Origin of the sequence: Trueperella bialowiezensis, assembly GCF_900637955.1 — a bacterium.
Taxonomy (GTDB): Bacteria; Actinomycetota; Actinomycetes; order Actinomycetales; family Actinomycetaceae; genus Trueperella; species Trueperella bialowiezensis.
Genome location: NZ_LR134476.1, coordinates 1,275,158 through 1,292,829, shown reverse-complemented (window position 1 = coordinate 1,292,829; position 17,672 = coordinate 1,275,158). Strand labels below are relative to the sequence as shown.

Annotated in this window: 16 protein-coding genes; 14 read left to right on the top strand and 2 right to left on the bottom strand. The window is 55.7% G+C overall.

Annotated features, from left to right (window positions below):
- Positions 1-186: 186 nt before the first annotated feature.
- Positions 187-912, bottom strand: coding sequence for a DUF3800 domain-containing protein (locus EL234_RS05915; RefSeq protein WP_126416594.1), 726 nt, complete (start codon positions 910-912; stop codon positions 187-189).
- Between the two features lie 357 nt (positions 913-1,269).
- Complete coding sequence (locus EL234_RS05910; protein WP_126416593.1) at positions 1,270-2,163, bottom strand: GIY-YIG nuclease family protein; 894 nt, start codon at positions 2,161-2,163, stop codon at positions 1,270-1,272.
- A gap of 378 nt (positions 2,164-2,541) precedes the next feature.
- On the opposite strand from EL234_RS05910, the gene EL234_RS05905 reads away from it, so the two are divergent.
- The 14 genes from EL234_RS05905 to cas6e all read left to right on the top strand — a co-directional run bounded on the left by EL234_RS05905 (position 2,542) and on the right by cas6e (position 17,671).
- Positions 2,542-2,817, top strand: a complete 276-nt coding sequence (locus EL234_RS05905; protein WP_126416592.1) for a hypothetical protein — start codon at positions 2,542-2,544, stop codon at positions 2,815-2,817.
- Positions 2,818-3,453: 636 nt separating this feature from the next.
- Positions 3,454-5,187, top strand: coding sequence for a carbon starvation CstA family protein (locus EL234_RS05900; protein ID WP_126416591.1), 1,734 nt, complete (start codon positions 3,454-3,456; stop codon positions 5,185-5,187).
- A 13-nt stretch (positions 5,188-5,200) separates the two neighbouring features.
- Complete coding sequence (locus EL234_RS05895; RefSeq protein ID WP_277870845.1) at positions 5,201-5,488, top strand: cory-CC-star protein; 288 nt, start codon at positions 5,201-5,203, stop codon at positions 5,486-5,488.
- On the top strand, positions 5,479-6,501 hold the full coding sequence (locus EL234_RS05890) for an ArsA family ATPase (RefSeq protein WP_126416590.1): 1,023 nt from the start codon (positions 5,479-5,481) through the stop codon (positions 6,499-6,501). Before EL234_RS05895 ends, EL234_RS05890 begins: the two co-directional genes overlap by 10 nt.
- 158 nt (positions 6,502-6,659) lie before the next feature.
- Complete coding sequence (locus EL234_RS05885; RefSeq protein ID WP_126416589.1) at positions 6,660-7,907, top strand: Fic family protein; 1,248 nt, start codon at positions 6,660-6,662, stop codon at positions 7,905-7,907.
- The gene (locus EL234_RS05880; RefSeq protein WP_126416588.1) at positions 7,892-8,308 is read left to right on the top strand and encodes an immunity 70 family protein; all 417 of its coding nucleotides are present in this window, start codon (positions 7,892-7,894) and stop codon (positions 8,306-8,308) included. Before EL234_RS05885 ends, EL234_RS05880 begins: the two co-directional genes overlap by 16 nt.
- A gap of 129 nt (positions 8,309-8,437) precedes the next feature.
- Entirely contained in the window at positions 8,438-8,785 is a 348-nt protein-coding gene (locus EL234_RS05875) for a transcriptional regulator (protein ID WP_126416587.1), read from the top strand.
- Entirely contained in the window at positions 8,766-9,419 is a 654-nt protein-coding gene (locus EL234_RS05870) for a nucleotidyl transferase AbiEii/AbiGii toxin family protein (protein WP_126416586.1), read from the top strand. Before EL234_RS05875 ends, EL234_RS05870 begins: the two co-directional genes overlap by 20 nt.
- 314 nt (positions 9,420-9,733) lie before the next feature.
- Complete coding sequence (gene cas3, locus EL234_RS05865; protein WP_126416585.1) at positions 9,734-12,544, top strand: CRISPR-associated helicase Cas3'; 2,811 nt, start codon at positions 9,734-9,736, stop codon at positions 12,542-12,544.
- A gap of 178 nt (positions 12,545-12,722) precedes the next feature.
- Positions 12,723-14,456, top strand: a complete 1,734-nt coding sequence (gene casA, locus EL234_RS05860; protein ID WP_126416584.1) for a type I-E CRISPR-associated protein Cse1/CasA — start codon at positions 12,723-12,725, stop codon at positions 14,454-14,456.
- Positions 14,456-15,148 carry a type I-E CRISPR-associated protein Cse2/CasB gene (casB, locus tag EL234_RS05855; RefSeq protein WP_126416583.1) on the top strand — a complete coding sequence of 231 codons (693 nt, stop codon included), beginning with the start codon at positions 14,456-14,458 and terminating at the stop codon, positions 15,146-15,148. The genes casA and casB overlap by 1 nt, the downstream gene beginning before the upstream one ends.
- Before the next feature lie 13 nt (positions 15,149-15,161).
- A complete protein-coding gene (gene cas7e / locus EL234_RS05850) occupies positions 15,162-16,295 on the top strand; it encodes a type I-E CRISPR-associated protein Cas7/Cse4/CasC (RefSeq protein WP_126416582.1) in 1,134 nt (377 codons plus the stop codon).
- A gap of 3 nt (positions 16,296-16,298) precedes the next feature.
- Positions 16,299-17,003 carry a type I-E CRISPR-associated protein Cas5/CasD gene (cas5e, locus tag EL234_RS05845; RefSeq protein ID WP_126416581.1) on the top strand — a complete coding sequence of 235 codons (705 nt, stop codon included), beginning with the start codon at positions 16,299-16,301 and terminating at the stop codon, positions 17,001-17,003.
- Positions 17,003-17,671, top strand: a complete 669-nt coding sequence (gene cas6e / locus EL234_RS05840) for a type I-E CRISPR-associated protein Cas6/Cse3/CasE (protein WP_126416580.1) — start codon at positions 17,003-17,005, stop codon at positions 17,669-17,671. Before cas5e ends, cas6e begins: the two co-directional genes overlap by 1 nt.
- Position 17,672: the final 1 nt, after the last annotated feature.

Here is a 17,672-nt window from a genome sequence, read left to right as displayed (position 1 = left end):
TAGCCCCGGAATCACCGGGGCTAAACAGCAGTGTGTAAAGCACGCCCAATAAACGTGCTATGGAGAAAACGCTAGCAAGCGCAACTCCAGCTGTTCGGGTGCTGGCTGATTGGGCCAAGGCCGAGCAACAAAATCATTCTACGCGCCCCACCTTCACAAACGCAAGAACGCGAAGAAGCCCAATCATCATTCGACGTACTCGAGCCCGGGAAGAGTTGCTGGACCAGACATCGTCAAAATGTTCACCTTCCCCTGCTTAACGTCGTCAAAACTGTCCAATTCAAGAGCCCGCTGAAGCCTTTTCATTACTCGGTGTTTTGGATTCCGGTCAGAACGCGAACGCCCAGTTTTGGCCTGCGATCTTTCGTAGTTGATTGCACCCGCAACGACATCTGCCAGTTGAATAATGTCATGGGCTCGCGAGTCGACGTCGTAGGCCTCGAGAATTGGACTACCCGTAAGGTGCCGGTTGGCTTCCGTCTTCACATTTTCAACGACAGTCACCCCGCGTGGAGTCTGGACGAGATCGAGGAAGCAAATCACGTTCTCATTTTTGTTGATGTTGCCAACGATGAGTTTCCTAGCCATAGAAGCCTGCTCTTGCCACGTATCAAACGCGGGGTGGAAACCCGTTTTAGAATCGTAAACAGATCCACCCACTCTCGCCACGTAGTCACCTGTGGCTATCTCCTCAACTAGGTCGAAGTAGAATCTTATGTTCTTGCCATTGATGGATGAGAATTTGATTTCAGCGGTTTCTTTGTGGCGCTGTCGTATATCTCGTATTGCACGCCAAAGCAGCGAAGGTTCATAAGTTTTTATAAACCCCACGACAAATGCACCTCCGGCGCTGTTCTTGGCTCCGGATTCGTCTAGGTAAATTGAGGCTATTCGCGCTGGCTTGTCGTTCATTGCTACGTCTCCGCCTCTCCTCCCTTTCGTCGTCGCAACCATATGGAGCGTTACGCAATGGCCCGATTCTGACACATAGCCGAAGCCGGACCGCGCCGTTTCATAGTGCTGTGGAGAAAGCGGGAACAACAGACGCCTGTGGAGAGTGCGCCATTCGTCGTGCGGTGAGTAAAGTGCTCCGGGTTTTCTTCCCAAGCTCTCGTGACTGCACAACACGGAGCTAACGCTTGAAGATTTCGGGTTTGCTGCATATATGTGCAACGTTTCGGAAAACCTCAATCAGTAGCTCGCACATGTTCAGAGCCACCCCGCCAGCGCCGCCTAATTACTTGTTCACCTGGACAGAAGGCGGATTCGCTAGCCTTCGGCGTCCTGCTGCTCGCGCCTCTCAAGCTCGCCGAGCGTCCGCCCGTCGGGCATCTTCCAATCGACGAACCCATTAGAACTCGTGCCACAGACGAAAGCAGCAGCACCCGACGGCGAGCGGAAAAGCAGATCTGACGTCAAGACGTTACTTGAATCAATCCTGTCCGCATACTTCTCCCGATTCTTTCGAGCTGAATCCGGCGCTGACTTATAGAAATCGTCGAGGGCACGCAGCTGCGAGCCAGACAACACAACGAAGCCATCTGCCGTCTGGCGCCCACGAGCCACCAATCCGTGTCTGGTCAGCTGAAGCGTGGGTTCGGCTCCGCCGAGAGGCTGGTTGTTCGCTTTGACGTCGTCGGCAGGTTCGAAAACCCGATAACCGAGCGCGCCGATCACGAGCCGCGCGTAGTCAATAAACTCGTCGAGCTCGGCTTCCTTTTCTTCCGTGACCGTGCCGGGCGACGGGTCATTACCGTTCGTCACTTGGTACCGGCCGGCCTCTTTGGCAAGGTTCGTGAACTGGTTTTCGAGGTAGCTGATTTCGGTCGGGCCGAAAGAATTGTTTGACGTCACGAGTGCGACAGCGTGGGTCCAGTAATCGAGCTTTTCCTCACCGATGTGCTCGATGATACGGCCGAGTACGCCCGCGCCGTTCTTTCGCTCGCGGGCTTGGCCGATGTAAACCTTGTCGACGTCGTCGTCATCCGTACCAAAAAGCAGGTAAACGCCGGTCTGCTTGAGGTCCTCCCTATGTTTGAGCTCGCCTACGTCCGTGCGCGGGATGAGGTAGGTGATGCCGGTCCAATTGCCGATAGTCGCTTTCTTCGGCCCGTTCGCCGCGCCGTTCATTAAGAAAAGCTGGACGGTTTTCCCTCTTGCCATGTGCGCTCCTTTGCTGGGCTGCCCTGCTTCAAGACTAGCTGGAATGGGAGCTGACGAGTGCGAATGGCGGGTCTGCTGTACCAATACGCAAGGTTTCAGAAGACAGTGCGCGTCCGTTTTGTCTATTAACCCCCGCGACGGATTCCCTTTCGCCCGGCCGAGTGTCAAGTTAAATGAAAAGCGCAGGGACCCGACTAAGTCGGATCCCCCGAATTGGCGCTCTGGCGCACTATTTCAGCGCCCGCTTCCAATAGGAAGAATACTGCGCGCGCCGTTTTCGCGTCAATCCCTGAGTTGTCTGCTGGCAAGCACACTCGGGCCGCGCTTCCGGCGCCCTTACCCCTATTCAGATTCCACGTTCGGCGGGTATGGTGAGCGTTGACAAGAGAGTTGCTGGGATTGGGGGCGGTTACAGTGGCCGGTGAGGATCCGAAGGTTATACGTAAACAATTGACGGCGAGAGGCGAGCGTATTGCCCAGTTGGAAGCCGAGCTTGAGCGTATGACAGACGCGCTTAACCGCGAGCGTCAGGCGGTGGAGATAATGAAACAAGCTATGGCACTCGTGGAAAAGTTCTCCGATCCAGAAGCACCGGAATCGGATCAGACCGACAAGAGCTCATCGCCAAAGAAAACCAAACCAAGTAATGATTAACCAAAGCGTGGGATGCCAACGCCGGACGTTAGCGATGCTGGAGATCTCGCGTGGCCGTGGCATCACCACACCTGTGGCGGCCCGCGTGCACTCACGCGTTTCCGTTACCACGGCAGAAACGCACCCGGATCCACGAACCTGGCAACCCCAATCCGCGCATTATTGCTACCACAGTAAGAACGCGGCAAGAGGCCAACACAAGCAAGAGGCCCAGCAGCTGGCAAGAACTCGAGTATCGGGCGAACACGGAGCTAACGATTGAGGCTTTCGGGTTTGTTGCATATATGTGCAACGTTTCGGAAAAGCTCAATCAGTAGCTCGCACATGTTCAGAGCCACCCCGCCCGTGACCTGCCAAAACATCGCATTTGCGCCAAGTACTGGCATTTGTGGGCTTTGAATGCAAGAATGTGCAGTGACCTAACATCGCTGTTGGGTCACTGCACAACAGAATCGTTCTTTACACAACCGCCCGGTGGGGCTACCACTGCGGCAGTTGTTCCATACACAGTGGCTCGCCCTTGGCAGCCAGCACGGCCGCGACGGCATCCGCTACGCCGAGCTTCCGGGGTAGTGACGCACGGATCTGCCAGCGCAGGCAGCTGGAGGCGCCGCCACCTTCACAGAAGGACACGTCATGAGATCTTTATGGATCATGTTGATCGGTCTGGCTATCTTCGCGTTCGGGTATTTCGTGTATTCGAAGTATCTTGCGAAGAAGGTGTACCAGCTGGATGAATCTTTCGTCACGCCCGCTCATGAGTTTAACGACGGCGTCGACCACGTTCCTACGAACAGGTACATTTTGTGGGGTCACCACTTTACGTCGGTGGCTGGTGCTGCTCCGATTGTGGGGCCAGCCGTGGCCATTATTTGGGGATGGGGCCCTGCGTTCCTGTGGGTGACGCTGGGAACCATTTTCTTTGCTGGCATGCACGATTTCGGTGCCCTGTGGGCGTCGCAACGTAATAAGGGTCGGTCGATTGGTTCGATTGCTTCGCGTTATATTGGCCAGCGCGGCTCTTACCTGTTCCTTATCGTCATTTTCTTGGTGCTGCTCATGGTGGTTACCGCGTTTGCTGTGGTGATTACGGGGTTGCTGGTTTCTACGCCGTCGGCTGTGATCCCTACGTGGGGTGCGATTGCCGTGGCAATTTGTGTGGGCGTTGCGCTGTACCGGCTCAAGTTGCCGCTCATGCCGGTGACGGTGGTCGGCGTCGTCGTGCTGTACACGCTGATCTTTATCGGCGACAAGGTGCCGGTTGTGCTCCCCGAGGATTTCTTGGGGATTGGTCCGCACGCGTTCTGGATTATCGTCCTGTTTATTTATGGGGCGCTCGCGTCCACGTTGCCCGTGTGGCTGCTGCTCCAGCCGCGTGACTACATTAATGGCGTGCAGCTGTTTGTTGGTCTTGCGTTGCTGTACACGGCGGTGCTTATCGGCACGGTTATTGGCACTGATGCGACCGAGGTGGTTGCTCCGTTCTGGAACTCGAACACGCCTGAGGGCACGCCGTCGATTGTTCCGCTGCTGTTCGTCACGATTGCCTGTGGTGCGATTTCGGGTTTCCACGGGATTGTGTCGTCGGGTACGTCGTCGAAGCAGCTTGATAAGGAGACGGACGCGCGTTTCGTCGGCTACTTCGGTGCTGTTGGCGAGGGTCTGCTTTCGCTTGGCACGATCCTGTCCGTGGCTGGCGGTTTCGGTACGGTGGCTCGCTGGGAGGAGATCTACCACGCGTACGGCCAGGGCGGCGTTCAGGCTTTCGTTGAGGGCGGCGGTAACTTGATGGAGCAGGGTATTGGTCTTCCGGCGTCGCTGTCCGCTACGGTTCTGGCCACAATGGCGGTTCTTTTTGCGGCGACGACGATGGACACCGGCATGCGTCTGATGCGTTTCGTTGTCCAGGAGGCGGCCGCGACTGTCAATATCAAGGTGGGCAAGTATGTGGCCACCTTGATCGTGGTCGCGCTCGGTTTGGGTATGACGTTCTCGCAGGGTCTCGACGGCGGGGGCGGGTTGCGAATATGGCCGCTGTTTGGCACGTCGAACCAGTTGCTTGCCTCGCTTACGCTGTCCATTATTACGGTCATGTTGCTACGTAAGCGGCGTAACCCGTGGCCGGCGATCATCCCGCTCAGTATCGTGTTCGTGATGGCGTTCTGGGCGGCGATTGAACAGGCTGTCAGCTTCCTTAATCCGGACAACCCCGATTACCTGCTACTCGCAGTCGATGCCGTGATTATCATCAGTTCGATCTGGGTGGCCATCGAGGCCTTCCTTGCGATGCGGCGCGCCAAGATTGAGCCGCCGGAGGAACCGGACGCGGATGTCACCTACGAGTGGGCTCGCGCCGAATCTGAAAGCTAAGGCCTAGCTCGTGATGGAGTCGCTGAAGAGGCGCGCCCAGAGGATCTGGGCGCGCCTCGTGGCGGCCAATCGCGCATTCGAGGAATATTATGCGCGGCCTTATTCGCAGGCTATTGCCCGTGAAAAGCGGGACGAGGATGATTTTTTCACGCTCGTCGTGCTCGGCGAAGCGCTCGGGGTTCCCGACCCTGCCGCCTACTACAACGCCGAATTGCTCCCCTTTGTTTTTGAAGACTTCCACGCCTGGCATCGCCGCATGGGCATGCCTCGCTCCCCTTTGGACCACATCTCATGCTGCTAACTGATATCGCTGACCACAACGTGGTGTTCGTGGGCGGTAAGGGCGGGGTCGGTAAGACGTCGATCAGTTCCGGGCTTGCCCTTGGGCGCATGCTCCAAGGAGCACGCGTCCTCCTTATCTCTACTGACCCGGCGCATAACCTCGGCCACCTGTGGGGCCGCAAACTGTCCGACGCCGTCACCCAGCTTTTACGCCCGTCGGATGTCACGGGTCAGCTTGCCAGCCTGCACAAACGCCTCGGTGGTGGCGATGTTGGGCTGATCGACGTCGTCGAAATCAACCCCACAGCCATGATCGCTAAACATTTTGATGCGATCCACCGCCAAATGCTGCGCATCTTGCCGGAGAACATGCACGGCCCAGCCAAGCGGCACCTTGATTCGGCGCGTAACGCACCCGGTTCGCACGAGGCGGCCATGCTCGAGCGAGTGGCGGAGAACGTGGAGTTGGGGACGAGGGACTACGACGTCGTCATCTTTGACACCGCCCCCACCGGGCACACCCTGCACCTGCTCACCTTGCCCGAGCAGTTGAGTACGTGGACGGAAGAGTTGCTGAAGTCGCGTTCGCGGGCCGACCATTATTCGGCTGTGCTCGGGTCGATTGTGGGGCGGCGTGCCGACGACGGCGAACGGGCAACCGACCGTGACACTCACCTTCGGCGCACGCTCATCGCCCGGCAGAAGAAGCTCGCCCACCTGCGCGAGACTTTGCAAAGTGGCAATGCGGGGTTTGTGGTGGTCACGCTCGGCGAACCGATGCCGGTGCGTGAGGCGATTGAAACTGTTGATGAGTTGCAGCGCATGAACGTGGCCTTGCGTTCAGTGGTGGTGAATCGACGTTCGCCGCTCGATGCCGGAGAGTTCCTGGCACACCGGCATGCGCTCGAGGCCGAGCAGGTTGCCGTGTTAAAGAAGCATGTGGGTGGCAAGGTCCCGATCCGGGAGGTGCCGCTGCTTGCCGAGCCGCCGCAGGGCGCGCAGGGAGTTGCGCTCATTGCCGGCGCGTTGTGAGTGGGGCTTTTCGCGGAAAGTTGGCGACGGCGTCGTCGCCCTCTCACACCCAGCGGATAATGGTTATCCGTGTATCGCAGCGAAATCTGTTCACCTTTAAGCGCTAAAGGCGATAGCTTTAAGATCTGATTATTGGATAACGCGTAAAGGTGAAAGGCATGGGAACGTTTACTGACGCAGTGTGGGAACCTGACCTTTCGCTACCTGGGCGAGCAAACCAAAAGGGCGGAACGTATCGCTACTACACGCCTGATCTCCTGTCGACGCTTAGTATCAGTATTGATCCAGAGCTGAGCACCTATCTATCTCAAGTGGAGCGCCGCGTGCAGTCACTCGTAGGCGCCGAAGGGATCGCTGAGCTCGAAGATCTTTCCCGCTTCCTTCTCCGCTCTGAAGCGATAGCTTCATCTCAAATCGAAGGAATCGCACCCGCGGCAAGGCAAATCGCATTGGCGGAAATCGGCGAGGGAGAAGATGTTCGAGGTATTTCTGATGCCGCTAAACTCGTCGCACGCAACATGACAGTGGTGCGAGAAGCGTCTCAGCGGCTTGCATTCGCAGACAAAGTACAAACGGCCGACCTCATAGCGCTCCAAGCCGCACTCCTCGGAACCGACGGTTCAGCAACCGGGCTTCGAACTGTTCAAAACGGGATCGGCACCTCCAACTACCACCCCATTGACGCCGAGTATGTTCCACCCGCGCCTCACCTCGTGCCCGAACTGGTCGAGGACCTCCTGTCGTATCTCAACGGAGCAACCCACGGCCCTCTCGTCCAGGCGGCACTCGTACACGCCCAATTCGAGAATATTCACCCGTTCACAGACGGAAATGGGAGAGTTGGCCGTGCGCTCATTCACACCGTCTTAACAAGGCGCGGACTAACTCCCAGCAGGGTTCTTCCGGTGAGCCTCGTGCTGTCAACGTTCAGAACCACATACGTCTCCGCTCTCAACGCCACACACTTCGAAGGAGCAGCAACCGAACCAGAAAATACGGCTGCGCTCAATGATTGGATTCGAGTGTTCGCGAGCGCAGTCGATGAAGCCGTCACACAGGCCGAAAAGTTACGTGAACAGATACGGGAACTACATAAAAAGTGGTTCGCCCAATTGGCGGACTATCGGGAGCAGCAAGGGTTCACGCGAGCCCTCCGTTCGGACTCCGCCGTGGCGCAGATCCTTCCCAGGTTGGCCGGCTCGCCTGTGCTCACAATTAAGACGGCGAGCGACATTCATGGCCTCTCTCCTCAAAAAGCACATGATGCTCTCAGCCAGTTAAACGACGCCGGAATTATGACCACACGCAAGATCTCTCGCGGCACCAACGCCTACATGGCAAATGACGTACTCGACCACATCACCGTGAGCACGCGCGAGGAGGGGTTGGCATGGTTGTCGGATTGAACACGGACGGCTACTGGTTCACTATCGGTTCGGGAGATTTCTTTAATTCGTTCTTTTCCACTGTGGTGGTCAATCTCGAAAGCGGGAGATGGGGTAGCCGGTTTCCAATGATCATGAACGGGCTTTACCGCGGCAAGGTTGAGGCGAACGACGTCGAACCGACACTGGTTGAACTTGCTCAAATTCGGGAGGAGTTTCGCGCGTTGCCGCCGACCAGTGTGGTGTGGGATTTCGAGGACCGGAGCAAACAGCCGCCCTGGGGAGACGACGTCGCTGACAACATCACCGATCTGTCCAACTATTTCGTGACCAGCAACGGCGAGGACCTGTTCGAGGTGATCGAGGAAGGCCTGCAGAAAGCGAAACAGTACGGCTGGCCGATCGAAGTTGAAAGCTTATAAGTGCGGCGATGAGAAACGGGTCAGCCCACGCATTAGCAGAAGAGGCCAAGCACGAGTGAGGGCCCCGCATCTGCTATTGGTGTCGGAGGCCACGGTTAGAATGGACGCACGTGACAAAGGAGGCTAGGCATGAGCGATCGCATCCGTATTGCTGACACGAAACCCTACGACGTGCCGTCTTCGCTGGAGGCTCTCCACGGCCCGGGTTTAGGAGGGGTTCTTCACCTCGGTCACGAGATTATCTGGGCTCCACACTCGCAAACCATTCACCTGGCGACTTTAGACGACGCCACCTTCGCCTACACGGCTATCATCAACGAGGCAACCGCTGCCGACCAAGAGCGCTTGCTAAACAAGGATCTGCTGCTGGAGGTATGGCCCGCATTAACCTTGCCGTGGCGAGTATATGAGCTTTGGGAGGAGCGTTTCCCGGAGCTGCCGAGGAACGAGTTGAGCCATGCTTTCCTCCAGCGCTAACCAACGCCGCCTCATCCGCGAGTCATTGGACGCACTTGAACCCTACGGCTTTGCACTCGCTGGGTCCGGGGCGATCCGTGAGCACGGGATCACCGCCCGGCCTACGGAAGACGTCGATTTGTTCACGGTGATGGAGTTCAAAAGCGATTTCGCTCAGGCGGTTCTCACCCTCGAAGCACATCTTCTTGATCTGGGCTACAACGTTAAGATCTATCGGCAAACGGCTACTTTCTGCCAGCTTGTCGTCACAGATAGCACGAGTGGGCGGTTCAATGTTGACCTCGGCATCGACTGGAGGCAAAACCAGCCTACGCAGTTCAGTGTAGGTCCTGTGCTCAGTCAGGACGACGCCGTCGCCAACAAGATTGCCGCGTTATATTCACGGGGCGAACCGCGAGACTACCTCGATGCCGATGCCATACGCCAATCTGCACTGTATACCGACGCCGAGCTACTAGCCCTAGCGCAAAGTTCCGATCCTGGTTTTGACCTCACCATGTTCACCTACCGGCTACGAGCAGTTGAAACCATCGACTATCGGCGAGTCGAGCCCTATGACATCGACCCCGCAGAATATGAACGTGTGCAGCGCCGCCTCATCAGTTGGGCCATCAGCATTGAAAGCGCCGAGTAAGCCACGTAAGACCTCGCCTTGCCTTCTACGGATCGAAGCGAAGACGAAAGGCTGTGCCACCTCGCTTTTTTCTTCTGCTCCCCCGCGGGCGCAATTGCAAACATTAACTAAACATTCAAAAACCAGAGCAAACATTGAAAATGACCGCTTAAACATTGAAAACTTTTCATAGTTTCAATGTTTCTTTCAATGTTTGAATGCATGTGTGCGAGACGATTGTGGGTGACGGCTGGAAAGTAGCCACTTCCGCGCACGGTGATCATCAGCTAGTTTTGAATGACAAGAGCCGACTAAAGCAATTCGGAGGCGTCCAAGTGGACATCGCAAAGCAGGCAGAGGACTGGTTGAACTCACTAAGCCCGGAAGCACACTCACTGTGGGCTAAATCGGGCACGGAGGATGCTTACCTGCGACTTCCTCAGCATCTCATCGACGCCGCATGTGTAGCGGAATGGCTCTGGGAGCATTGGGTTTCTGATTCGCTCAAACGCTCGCTGGCAAGCACATGGAAACTCAGCGAATCCGATACCAAGACCCTCTACATTTTCTACGCCGGCACGCACGACGTCGGTAAAGCGACCGTGTCTTTCCAACGCTTAGTTGAGCACCGCGAAAACTCTAGTTACCTGTTGCAGCCCATCTACGACGTCGGTCTTTCACTTGACTGGCCAGAAGACGAGGGAGCGAACACCAAATTTCCCCATGGCACAGCCTCGGCGGGGTTCATCAAAAAGTGGTTGAGAGCGCAGGGCGTGTCTATGCCGGTAGCTGCTCGCATGGCCAGCGTCGCCGATGCTCACCACGGCTTCACTACCGATACTTGTGTCTTGGCCCATTTTGAAGAAGTCATAGAGCACCGAAATACGGAATTCGATACCGTCGCAATTGAATTCATCGAGGCCATGGCTCAGATAACAGATATTTTCTCGGTACTACCAAACGTGCCGGAGATAACTTCCGACGCCTGCCAGCTCATGACGGGCTTGCTCATCATGGCCGACTGGATCGCCTCCAACGAGGAGGCATTCCCCTACGATTTCATCGCCCCTCAGCCTGTGAGGGTGAAACAAGGAATGAGCGCGGTGGATCTGCCACCATCGTGGGATCCGGTTGCACCTCTCTCTAACGCGCAGGAGTTTTTTACTCGCACCTTCGACTGGGATGAATCTGCGACGGTGCGGCCCATCCAGCAGGCCGCCGTTGAGATCGCCCGCGCGGCTACTGGCCCCACCCTCATGATCATCGAGGCGCCAACGGGCGAAGGAAAGACGGAGGCGGGGCTCGCAGCTGCCCATGTGCTAGGTGAGAAGTCGGGAGCTCAAGGCGTTTTTGTTGCGGCTCCCACTATGGCAACCGCGAACGGACTTTTTGAACGCATCACGGAATGGGCTCGCCGAAGCTCCAAAAGTGGAAGCGTGGCTTCGATGTACCTTGCCCACTCGAAAAACAGGCTCTATAACCAGTTTCAGCAGCTTCGGCGTCGGCCTTTAGGAAAGCAAACAGCCGGCCAAGGTAGCCACTCGGATCAGGAGGAAAATAAGGGTGATCTGGTGGCCAACCAGTGGCTCTCGGGCTCGCGTCGGGGCATGCTTTCGAATTTCGTAGTGGGCACTGTTGATCAAGTGCTCATGATGGTGCTAAAGGTTCGGTTCTCGATGCTGCGCCACGTCGCGTTAGCTGGAAAAGTTGTCATCATCGACGAAGTGCACGCCTACGACGCCTACATGTCACAGTATCTCTACCGAGCACTCGAGTGGCTCGCGCGGTACGGCGCCAGCGTGATTCTCATGTCGGCAACTTTGCCGCCGCAGCAGCGGTTGGCGCTCGCTTCCGCGTATCGCAAGCAGATTCCCCACGACGTCGATGAGCCGGTTTGCGCCCTCGACTCGAGTTTCTATCCCCTGGTGAGCGTCGTTGACGGCGAGGGAGTTCGTTCAGTGGAGGTGTCTCCGCGCCCTGACGACGCCCAGATTTCTGTTCGTCGTATAGCCGATGACCTCGCCACCCTATCCGAGCTTGTAGGTGATCTCCTCACTGACGGCGGAATTGCGCTGGTAATCTGCAATACCATCAAACGCGCCCAGGAAGCGTACCGCTCGTTGCAGGTGGATTTTGCAGGTGAGATAGAACTGCATCACTCCGCGTTTATCGCCTCCCACCGAAGCGCGAAAGAGGACGCACTCCGTGAAAAACTCGGGCCAACTGCACGGCGCGGTAAGGGCAGGCCACTACGGCAAGTTATCGTAGCCACTCAGGTTGCTGAACAGAGTCTGGATATTGATGCGGACGTGCTGATCACCGATATCGCGCCAGTCGACCTCATCATCCAGCGCGCCGGGCGTCTGCATCGCCATTCGCGCCCGGTCGAGGATCGCCCGGAGAAAGTGCGCACGCCCAAGATGTTTATACGAGGGATAGAGGACGACGGCGAGGTCCCCGCTTTTGACCGCGGTGCGGTACACATTTACGGAAAGAAGCTCCTTTTGGCCACCATGGCTCACCTCCCTGAGGCGATTAATCGGCCTTCAGGGGTGCCACAACTAGTCCGCGAAGTCTATTCGGAAGAACCCGATATTCCCGCGGCGTGGCAGGTTCAATGGGAAGAGGCGTGCGAAAAAGCTGATGCCGAGCGCTCAGCCAAAGAAACACGGGCAAAGACGTTCCGTTTTCCTTCCCCCTCCAACGCTGCTGAGCTGGAGCTTTTGTTCGACAAGATTCACAACGATTCTCCCGATCTTAACGGCGAACAAGGTGGCTCAGCCCAAGTGCGAGACTCAGAATTCACCATCGAAGTGATCGCCATCCAGCCAACAGCCAACGGATACCGCGCATTCGGCTCGGACTCAGAGGTGCTCAACGGCGTTTTACCCACCTACAGCCAGGATCTCGATCTTGCGGGCAATTCTTTGCGCCTCCCTGCTTGGACCACGCGAAGCGATACGGATTTCAACTCCGTTATCGATTCTCTGGAGGCGAATACACCTGGAGAATGGGCATCGTCCGGTTTGCTTAGCGGGCAAGTCGCTTTGAATTTTGATGAATCCGGGATAGCCAATCTCGGCAAGTATCGCGTGGAATACGATCCCGAGATTGGCTTAGCCGTGAGCACTGATGAAACCCGCTAGAGATCGTTTGGCTCACTCACGCTAAATCGCTATGAGCTGAACGCGCTGGTAGAGGACCTAAATGAGCCGAACAAAAAGTGGGGACTCTGGAGAGTATTTTCGGGCGCGTTTTTCTGTCGGTGCCGTTTATTACTCTTTTCATTAAGACCACCACAAGGGAACAACCGAAAGAGGGCCGATGTTTTCTTTACTAGATGAGCCATGGATCAAATGTGTGGACATCGATGGGAAGCAGTTAACCGTCGGAATCAAAAACGTTTTTGACGGCTCTCAGAACATCTACCGGATCCAGGGGGATTCGCCAGCGCAAAACTACGCATTGACCAGGTTGTTGCTCGCGGTTTTTTGGCGTGCCCACCACCCCGAAACCGAGGTGCGGCCGGGAAGCACCTACGAGCACCGGAAATGGTTTGAAGAAACGCGTGAGGACTTGCGCCGTGCTGGACGGGACGAAGCCGTCCTTGAATATCTCAGGCAATTCGAGTCTAGATTCCATCTGCTCGATGTGAAACACCCGTTCATGCAGGTGGCTGATCTACACACGAGCGAAGGCGTGATCAAACCAGTAACACTGATTGTTCCGGAAATTAAAGATGATTATTTCTCGATGCGTGCTGGAAGCGAACGCGATTCGCTCAGCTTCGATGAAGCTGCACGTTGGCTTGTCTATCTCCAAGCTTACGATTATCGAGGCGTCAAAACAGGTGCGGTCGGTGATCCCCGGGTTAAAAAGGGAAAGGGCTATCCTAATCAGCCTGCTTGGACAGGTATGACTGGTGGAACGCTGGTGATCGGAAGAGATCTGTTAGAAACACTCGTGCTGAACACGCCTCAAGAAGCACTCATCAACCCAAATGATAAACCAGTGTGGGAACGCAATCCCGATGGCCCTGGTGAGCGCTCCACCGTTGGAGAACCGAAAGAACCGCAGGGGGCAGCAGATCTTGCTACGTGGCAGTCGCGCCGTGTACGTCTGTACTTCGAAGGAGATAGGGTTACGGGTGTTCTCGTAGCACTCGGTGATCTTACTCCTGACAAAGGCAAGAACGTTTTTGGCGATCCCATGACCCCGTACCGATACTCTCCCGCTCAATCTAAGAAAGGTCAGGATATCTACTATCCACGCCCTTACGATGTGGAACGGACGATATGGCGTGCCTTTGATGCTCTTGTAGTGACAGCAACAGACGGCGGCTTTAGCACTAAGGCCAAAGCGCCCAAGCGTCCGCTCAATCTCAGCAGTCTGGCGACTCTTGCTCGGCAAGTTGAGGGCATCCCAAAAGTTTTGAACGTTGAACTCGTATCGATCGCCTACGGATCAAACCAGTCATCGGTTGCCACAACATATTCTTCCACGATAAGCATGCCAACGATCCTTCTTTTGCAAGAATCACGGCATCTTCGAAATAAGGTACGCGCAGCTGTAACTGCTACTACGCAAGCCGCACTGGCGCTCGAAAAATTTGAGGGAAATCTACTCATTGCTGCGGGCTTGTGTCCTAAGGACGATGACGGACGTCTCAAATCTAAAGAGAATGACCACATTCCCAAAGGCACGCCCACCGACCGCCTGCTGACAGAACTCGAGCCTCACTTTAATCACTGGCTCCGGCAGCTGGCTAGCCTCACCCCAGAGGAAGCAAGCACAGATAGTAACCGTCTCGAAGAACTGGAAGCTAGCTGGCAAAGCACGGTGCGTAGCAAAGTTGAAGACGAGGCGCGCATAGCTTTACGCGGTGCCGGGCCGCGAGCACTCGTCGGCAAACTCGTGAAGGCGTCAAAAGAATCACCGAAGGAACTTGTCTCCGCAGCCGAATATTATCAGCGCTTGCTACTCGATTTGGACGAACACCTTCCTAAAACAGCAAGGAACAAAACTATGAACCATGAAAACACGGAGGAGAGTGCATAATGGAGCAACCACAGCCTGCTGCCACTGCAGGCAACTCCAGAATCGAGGATTCCCCAGTAAAGGGAAGAACGCGCAACCATCTCGCTAGGGCTATCCATGCCACTTGCTCAAGGTTGCAAGAGGCCTATTTCTCGGATCCGAACTCTCAGCGGCATCGCGCTGCTCGGGCCACACTTGCTGAGCTGCGGCGGTATTCAAGCTTGGATCTCCGAGCAAATCCCCTTGCCGTTGGGCAGGTGCTGTTCGTGATGCAAGAAGAGTTCAGTGAAAAACTGGTAGGAAAAGGGGACGCTCCAACACCGTCGGAGAAAGCAGCCTACGTATCACTCACTTTGTTCGCCATCCACATGCAATCGGCGTCCGAGCCTGCTCATGTAAGCGGTATCGGCTTCGCTCGAGCCTGTGGCAGATTGCACGCGAAGATCGCTTCCGGATCAGTGAAGGCTCGAGTTGATGCCATGCTGCTTGCCAGCAATGAGGATGCTCGGCTCGTACATATTCGCTCGCTCGTTTCTCTTCTCCGGTCAAATAATCTGGGTTTCGACTACGCTCGGTTAGCCACCGATCTTCGAGCCTTAGCATCCATTGAAAAGCGCCCCGGCGTCCAATTGCGCTGGGGAAGGGATTTTGCCTGGGGATACGACGAACAATGCAAAACTCAGTCCGACTCTACACGACCAAACCAAGATTAAAAGGAGCAAGATTATGACACTCGTAGTAGACATTCACGCCCTGCACACCATTCCGCCGAGCCTTATTAATCGAGATGATACGGGAGCACCGAAATCAGCAATTTTCGGCGGTGTACCGCGCCAGCGGGTTTCTTCCCAGTCATGGAAACGCGCCATCAGGAAATACTTTGGACAGAAGATAGGTAAAGACAGATTAGGCCTACGCTCCAAAAAGCTCCCAGAGATCATCGGTGCGCGAGTATTGGAAATCGCTCCAGATTTCGGTCTCGATAATGCCGTCGAAGGGGTGAAAAGCCTGTTTGAGGAAACTAAAATCACAATTGTTAAGCCTAAGTCCGGCAAGGATACTAAAAAAGACTCCAAGAACCAATCACCATATCCCACCACTGAGGCCCTCCTGTTTCTCAGCCCCCATCAAATTGAACGCGCGGCACAGGAAATTGTCGCAGCCAGAGGTGAAAAGATCTCGGAGAAAGATGCCGCGGAGATCCTCGACACCAGGCATTCCATCGACATGGCGATGTTTGGGCGCATGCTCGCAAAGCCTGCCGCATTCAGTGTCGATGCTGCTGTTCAGGTGGCTCATGCGATCGGCGTACACGAATCGCAGCCCGAGTTCGATTTCTTCACTGCGGTAGACGACGTCGTTGAAAACGCCGACGAGACCGGTGCTGGAATGATGGGCACGGTACAGATGATGTCTTCCACTCTCTACCGCTTCGCTACTGTCAATGTTGATGGCCTGGCAGCAAACCTTGGAGACGTAGAATTGGCCCTCCCAGCAACAAACATGTTTATCAGGGCATTCATCGAATCGATGCCCACGGGAAAGCAGAATACTTTCGCAAATAACACACTCCCTGAGCTTGTCTACGTGGCGATCCGAGATACGAGATCCGTTTCGCTCGTCAACGCTTTCGAAGATCCAGTCGAAGGCAAGGACGGCACCAGACGGCAGGCAGCGGCTCGTGCACTCGCGCAGGAAGCTCGGGAGATCGAAGAGACCTACGGCATGAAACCGATTGGCTCCTTCGTTCTCGCCACCGGAGGTCTAGACGAAGCATTCGGCGACTTCGCAGAAAAAGTCAATCTCCCGGAACTCGGCGAAAGAGTTCTCGATGTGCTCTCCTCAGCCAAGGAGGAATAAAGAATGGCACATTCCCTTCTTCTCTTGCTGAAAGGCCCGTTGCAGTCTTGGGGCGATGAATCTAGGTACAAGATTAGAGCTACTGGCACTACACCATCTAAATCTGGCGTGATCGGCATATTAGCGTCAGCGTTGGGAAGAGATCGCTGCGAACCCGTAGATGATCTTGTACAGCTCGAGTTTGCAGTTCGGATCGATCAACCTGGATCGCTGTTGCGTGATTACCAAACTGCACAGCCCTGGCAAGACAAGCCGAACGCCAACGCCAACCTGGTCGTTCGTTACTTCCTTTCAGATGCTGCTTTCGTGGCTGCATTAGGTAGTGAAGACCGTGCCTGGATCGAAGACCTTCAGCGAGCTCTTCGAGAACCTGCGTACCCGCTTTTCCTCGGGCGCCGCTCTTGCCCGGCACCGGCAAATCTGGATCTGGGGATCACCGATCAACCGCCTGTTGATGCTCTCCTTAATCACGAAGAATGGTATGCAACAGCCGCTCACAAAAAGGAATCCGCACGGATCGTGGAACTTCCCATCTACCGTGACGGGAGACCGGGAGAACAAGGCGAAGCCCGGCAAGACATCCCAGTTTCTTTCTCCCAAAATCATCGTAAATACGATTGGAGAACGGTTGTCTATGCCGGTTCTCGCACAGTGGAGAACGGGTTGTGCCAAGCATCCGATCCTTTCTTTAACGAGGTGATCTCGTAATGACTACATTTACCCGGCTGCAACTAAACCCCGCACGCCGCCAAGCTCGAAAATATCTCACCAATCCGCAAGCACTGCACGCCGCTGTGATGGCAAGTTTCCCCAGAGATGTCGATCAGAATAATGAGCGAATCCTGTGGCGGCTTGACCAGCGCGGCGAGCAGCACCTCCTCTACGTCGTCGGGCCGGAAAAACCGAGAGCCGCACACATAGTTGAAGAGGCGGGCTGGGAGATCCGACCGCAGGAAACTGCGGATTACGATCGCCTTCTCGAGCGCTTAGCCGAAGGGCAAGTGTGGAACTTCGAGCTTCTAGCAAACCCCACAAAAAGCATTAATCGTGGGCGCGAGCGGCGCGGAAAAGTGGTGGCGCATCTCAGTGTTCCCGAGCAAATCAAATGGCTGCTCGGGAAGGCCGAGTCAATCGGCGTCGACGTTGGTTCTTTGGAGCACCCCACCTTTAACGTGACCGAAAGCAAAACACTAAACTTCAGCAAGGCGATTGGAACCGAAGGCAAGCGCAGGAGAGTACATCTCGTTACTGCGCGCTATGCGGGACGTTTAAAGGTGACGGACGCCGAAAAGCTACGATCTGCTTTGGTCAACGGCGTGGGGCGCGCAAAAGGATACGGTTGCGGCTTGATCACGCTTGCTAGAGGGCAGGAGTAGC

Coding starts and splice junctions, on each gene's coding strand:
- casA (WP_126416584.1), top strand. CDS start 12,723: ATGTTTTCTTTACTAGATGAGCCATGGATCAAATGTGTGGACATCGAT.
- casB (WP_126416583.1), top strand. CDS start 14,456: ATGGAGCAACCACAGCCTGCTGCCACTGCAGGCAACTCCAGAATCGAG.
- EL234_RS05910 (WP_126416593.1), bottom strand. CDS start 2,163: ATGGCAAGAGGGAAAACCGTCCAGCTTTTCTTAATGAACGGCGCGGCG.
- EL234_RS05880 (WP_126416588.1), top strand. CDS start 7,892: ATGGTTGTCGGATTGAACACGGACGGCTACTGGTTCACTATCGGTTCG.
- EL234_RS05870 (WP_126416586.1), top strand. CDS start 8,766: ATGCTTTCCTCCAGCGCTAACCAACGCCGCCTCATCCGCGAGTCATTG.
- EL234_RS05900 (WP_126416591.1), top strand. CDS start 3,454: ATGAGATCTTTATGGATCATGTTGATCGGTCTGGCTATCTTCGCGTTC.
- EL234_RS05895 (WP_277870845.1), top strand. CDS start 5,201: ATGGAGTCGCTGAAGAGGCGCGCCCAGAGGATCTGGGCGCGCCTCGTG.
- EL234_RS05875 (WP_126416587.1), top strand. CDS start 8,438: ATGAGCGATCGCATCCGTATTGCTGACACGAAACCCTACGACGTGCCG.
- cas6e (WP_126416580.1), top strand. CDS start 17,003: ATGACTACATTTACCCGGCTGCAACTAAACCCCGCACGCCGCCAAGCT.
- cas7e (WP_126416582.1), top strand. CDS start 15,162: ATGACACTCGTAGTAGACATTCACGCCCTGCACACCATTCCGCCGAGC.
- EL234_RS05885 (WP_126416589.1), top strand. CDS start 6,660: ATGGGAACGTTTACTGACGCAGTGTGGGAACCTGACCTTTCGCTACCT.
- EL234_RS05915 (WP_126416594.1), bottom strand. CDS start 912: ATGAACGACAAGCCAGCGCGAATAGCCTCAATTTACCTAGACGAATCC.
- cas5e (WP_126416581.1), top strand. CDS start 16,299: ATGGCACATTCCCTTCTTCTCTTGCTGAAAGGCCCGTTGCAGTCTTGG.
- EL234_RS05890 (WP_126416590.1), top strand. CDS start 5,479: ATGCTGCTAACTGATATCGCTGACCACAACGTGGTGTTCGTGGGCGGT.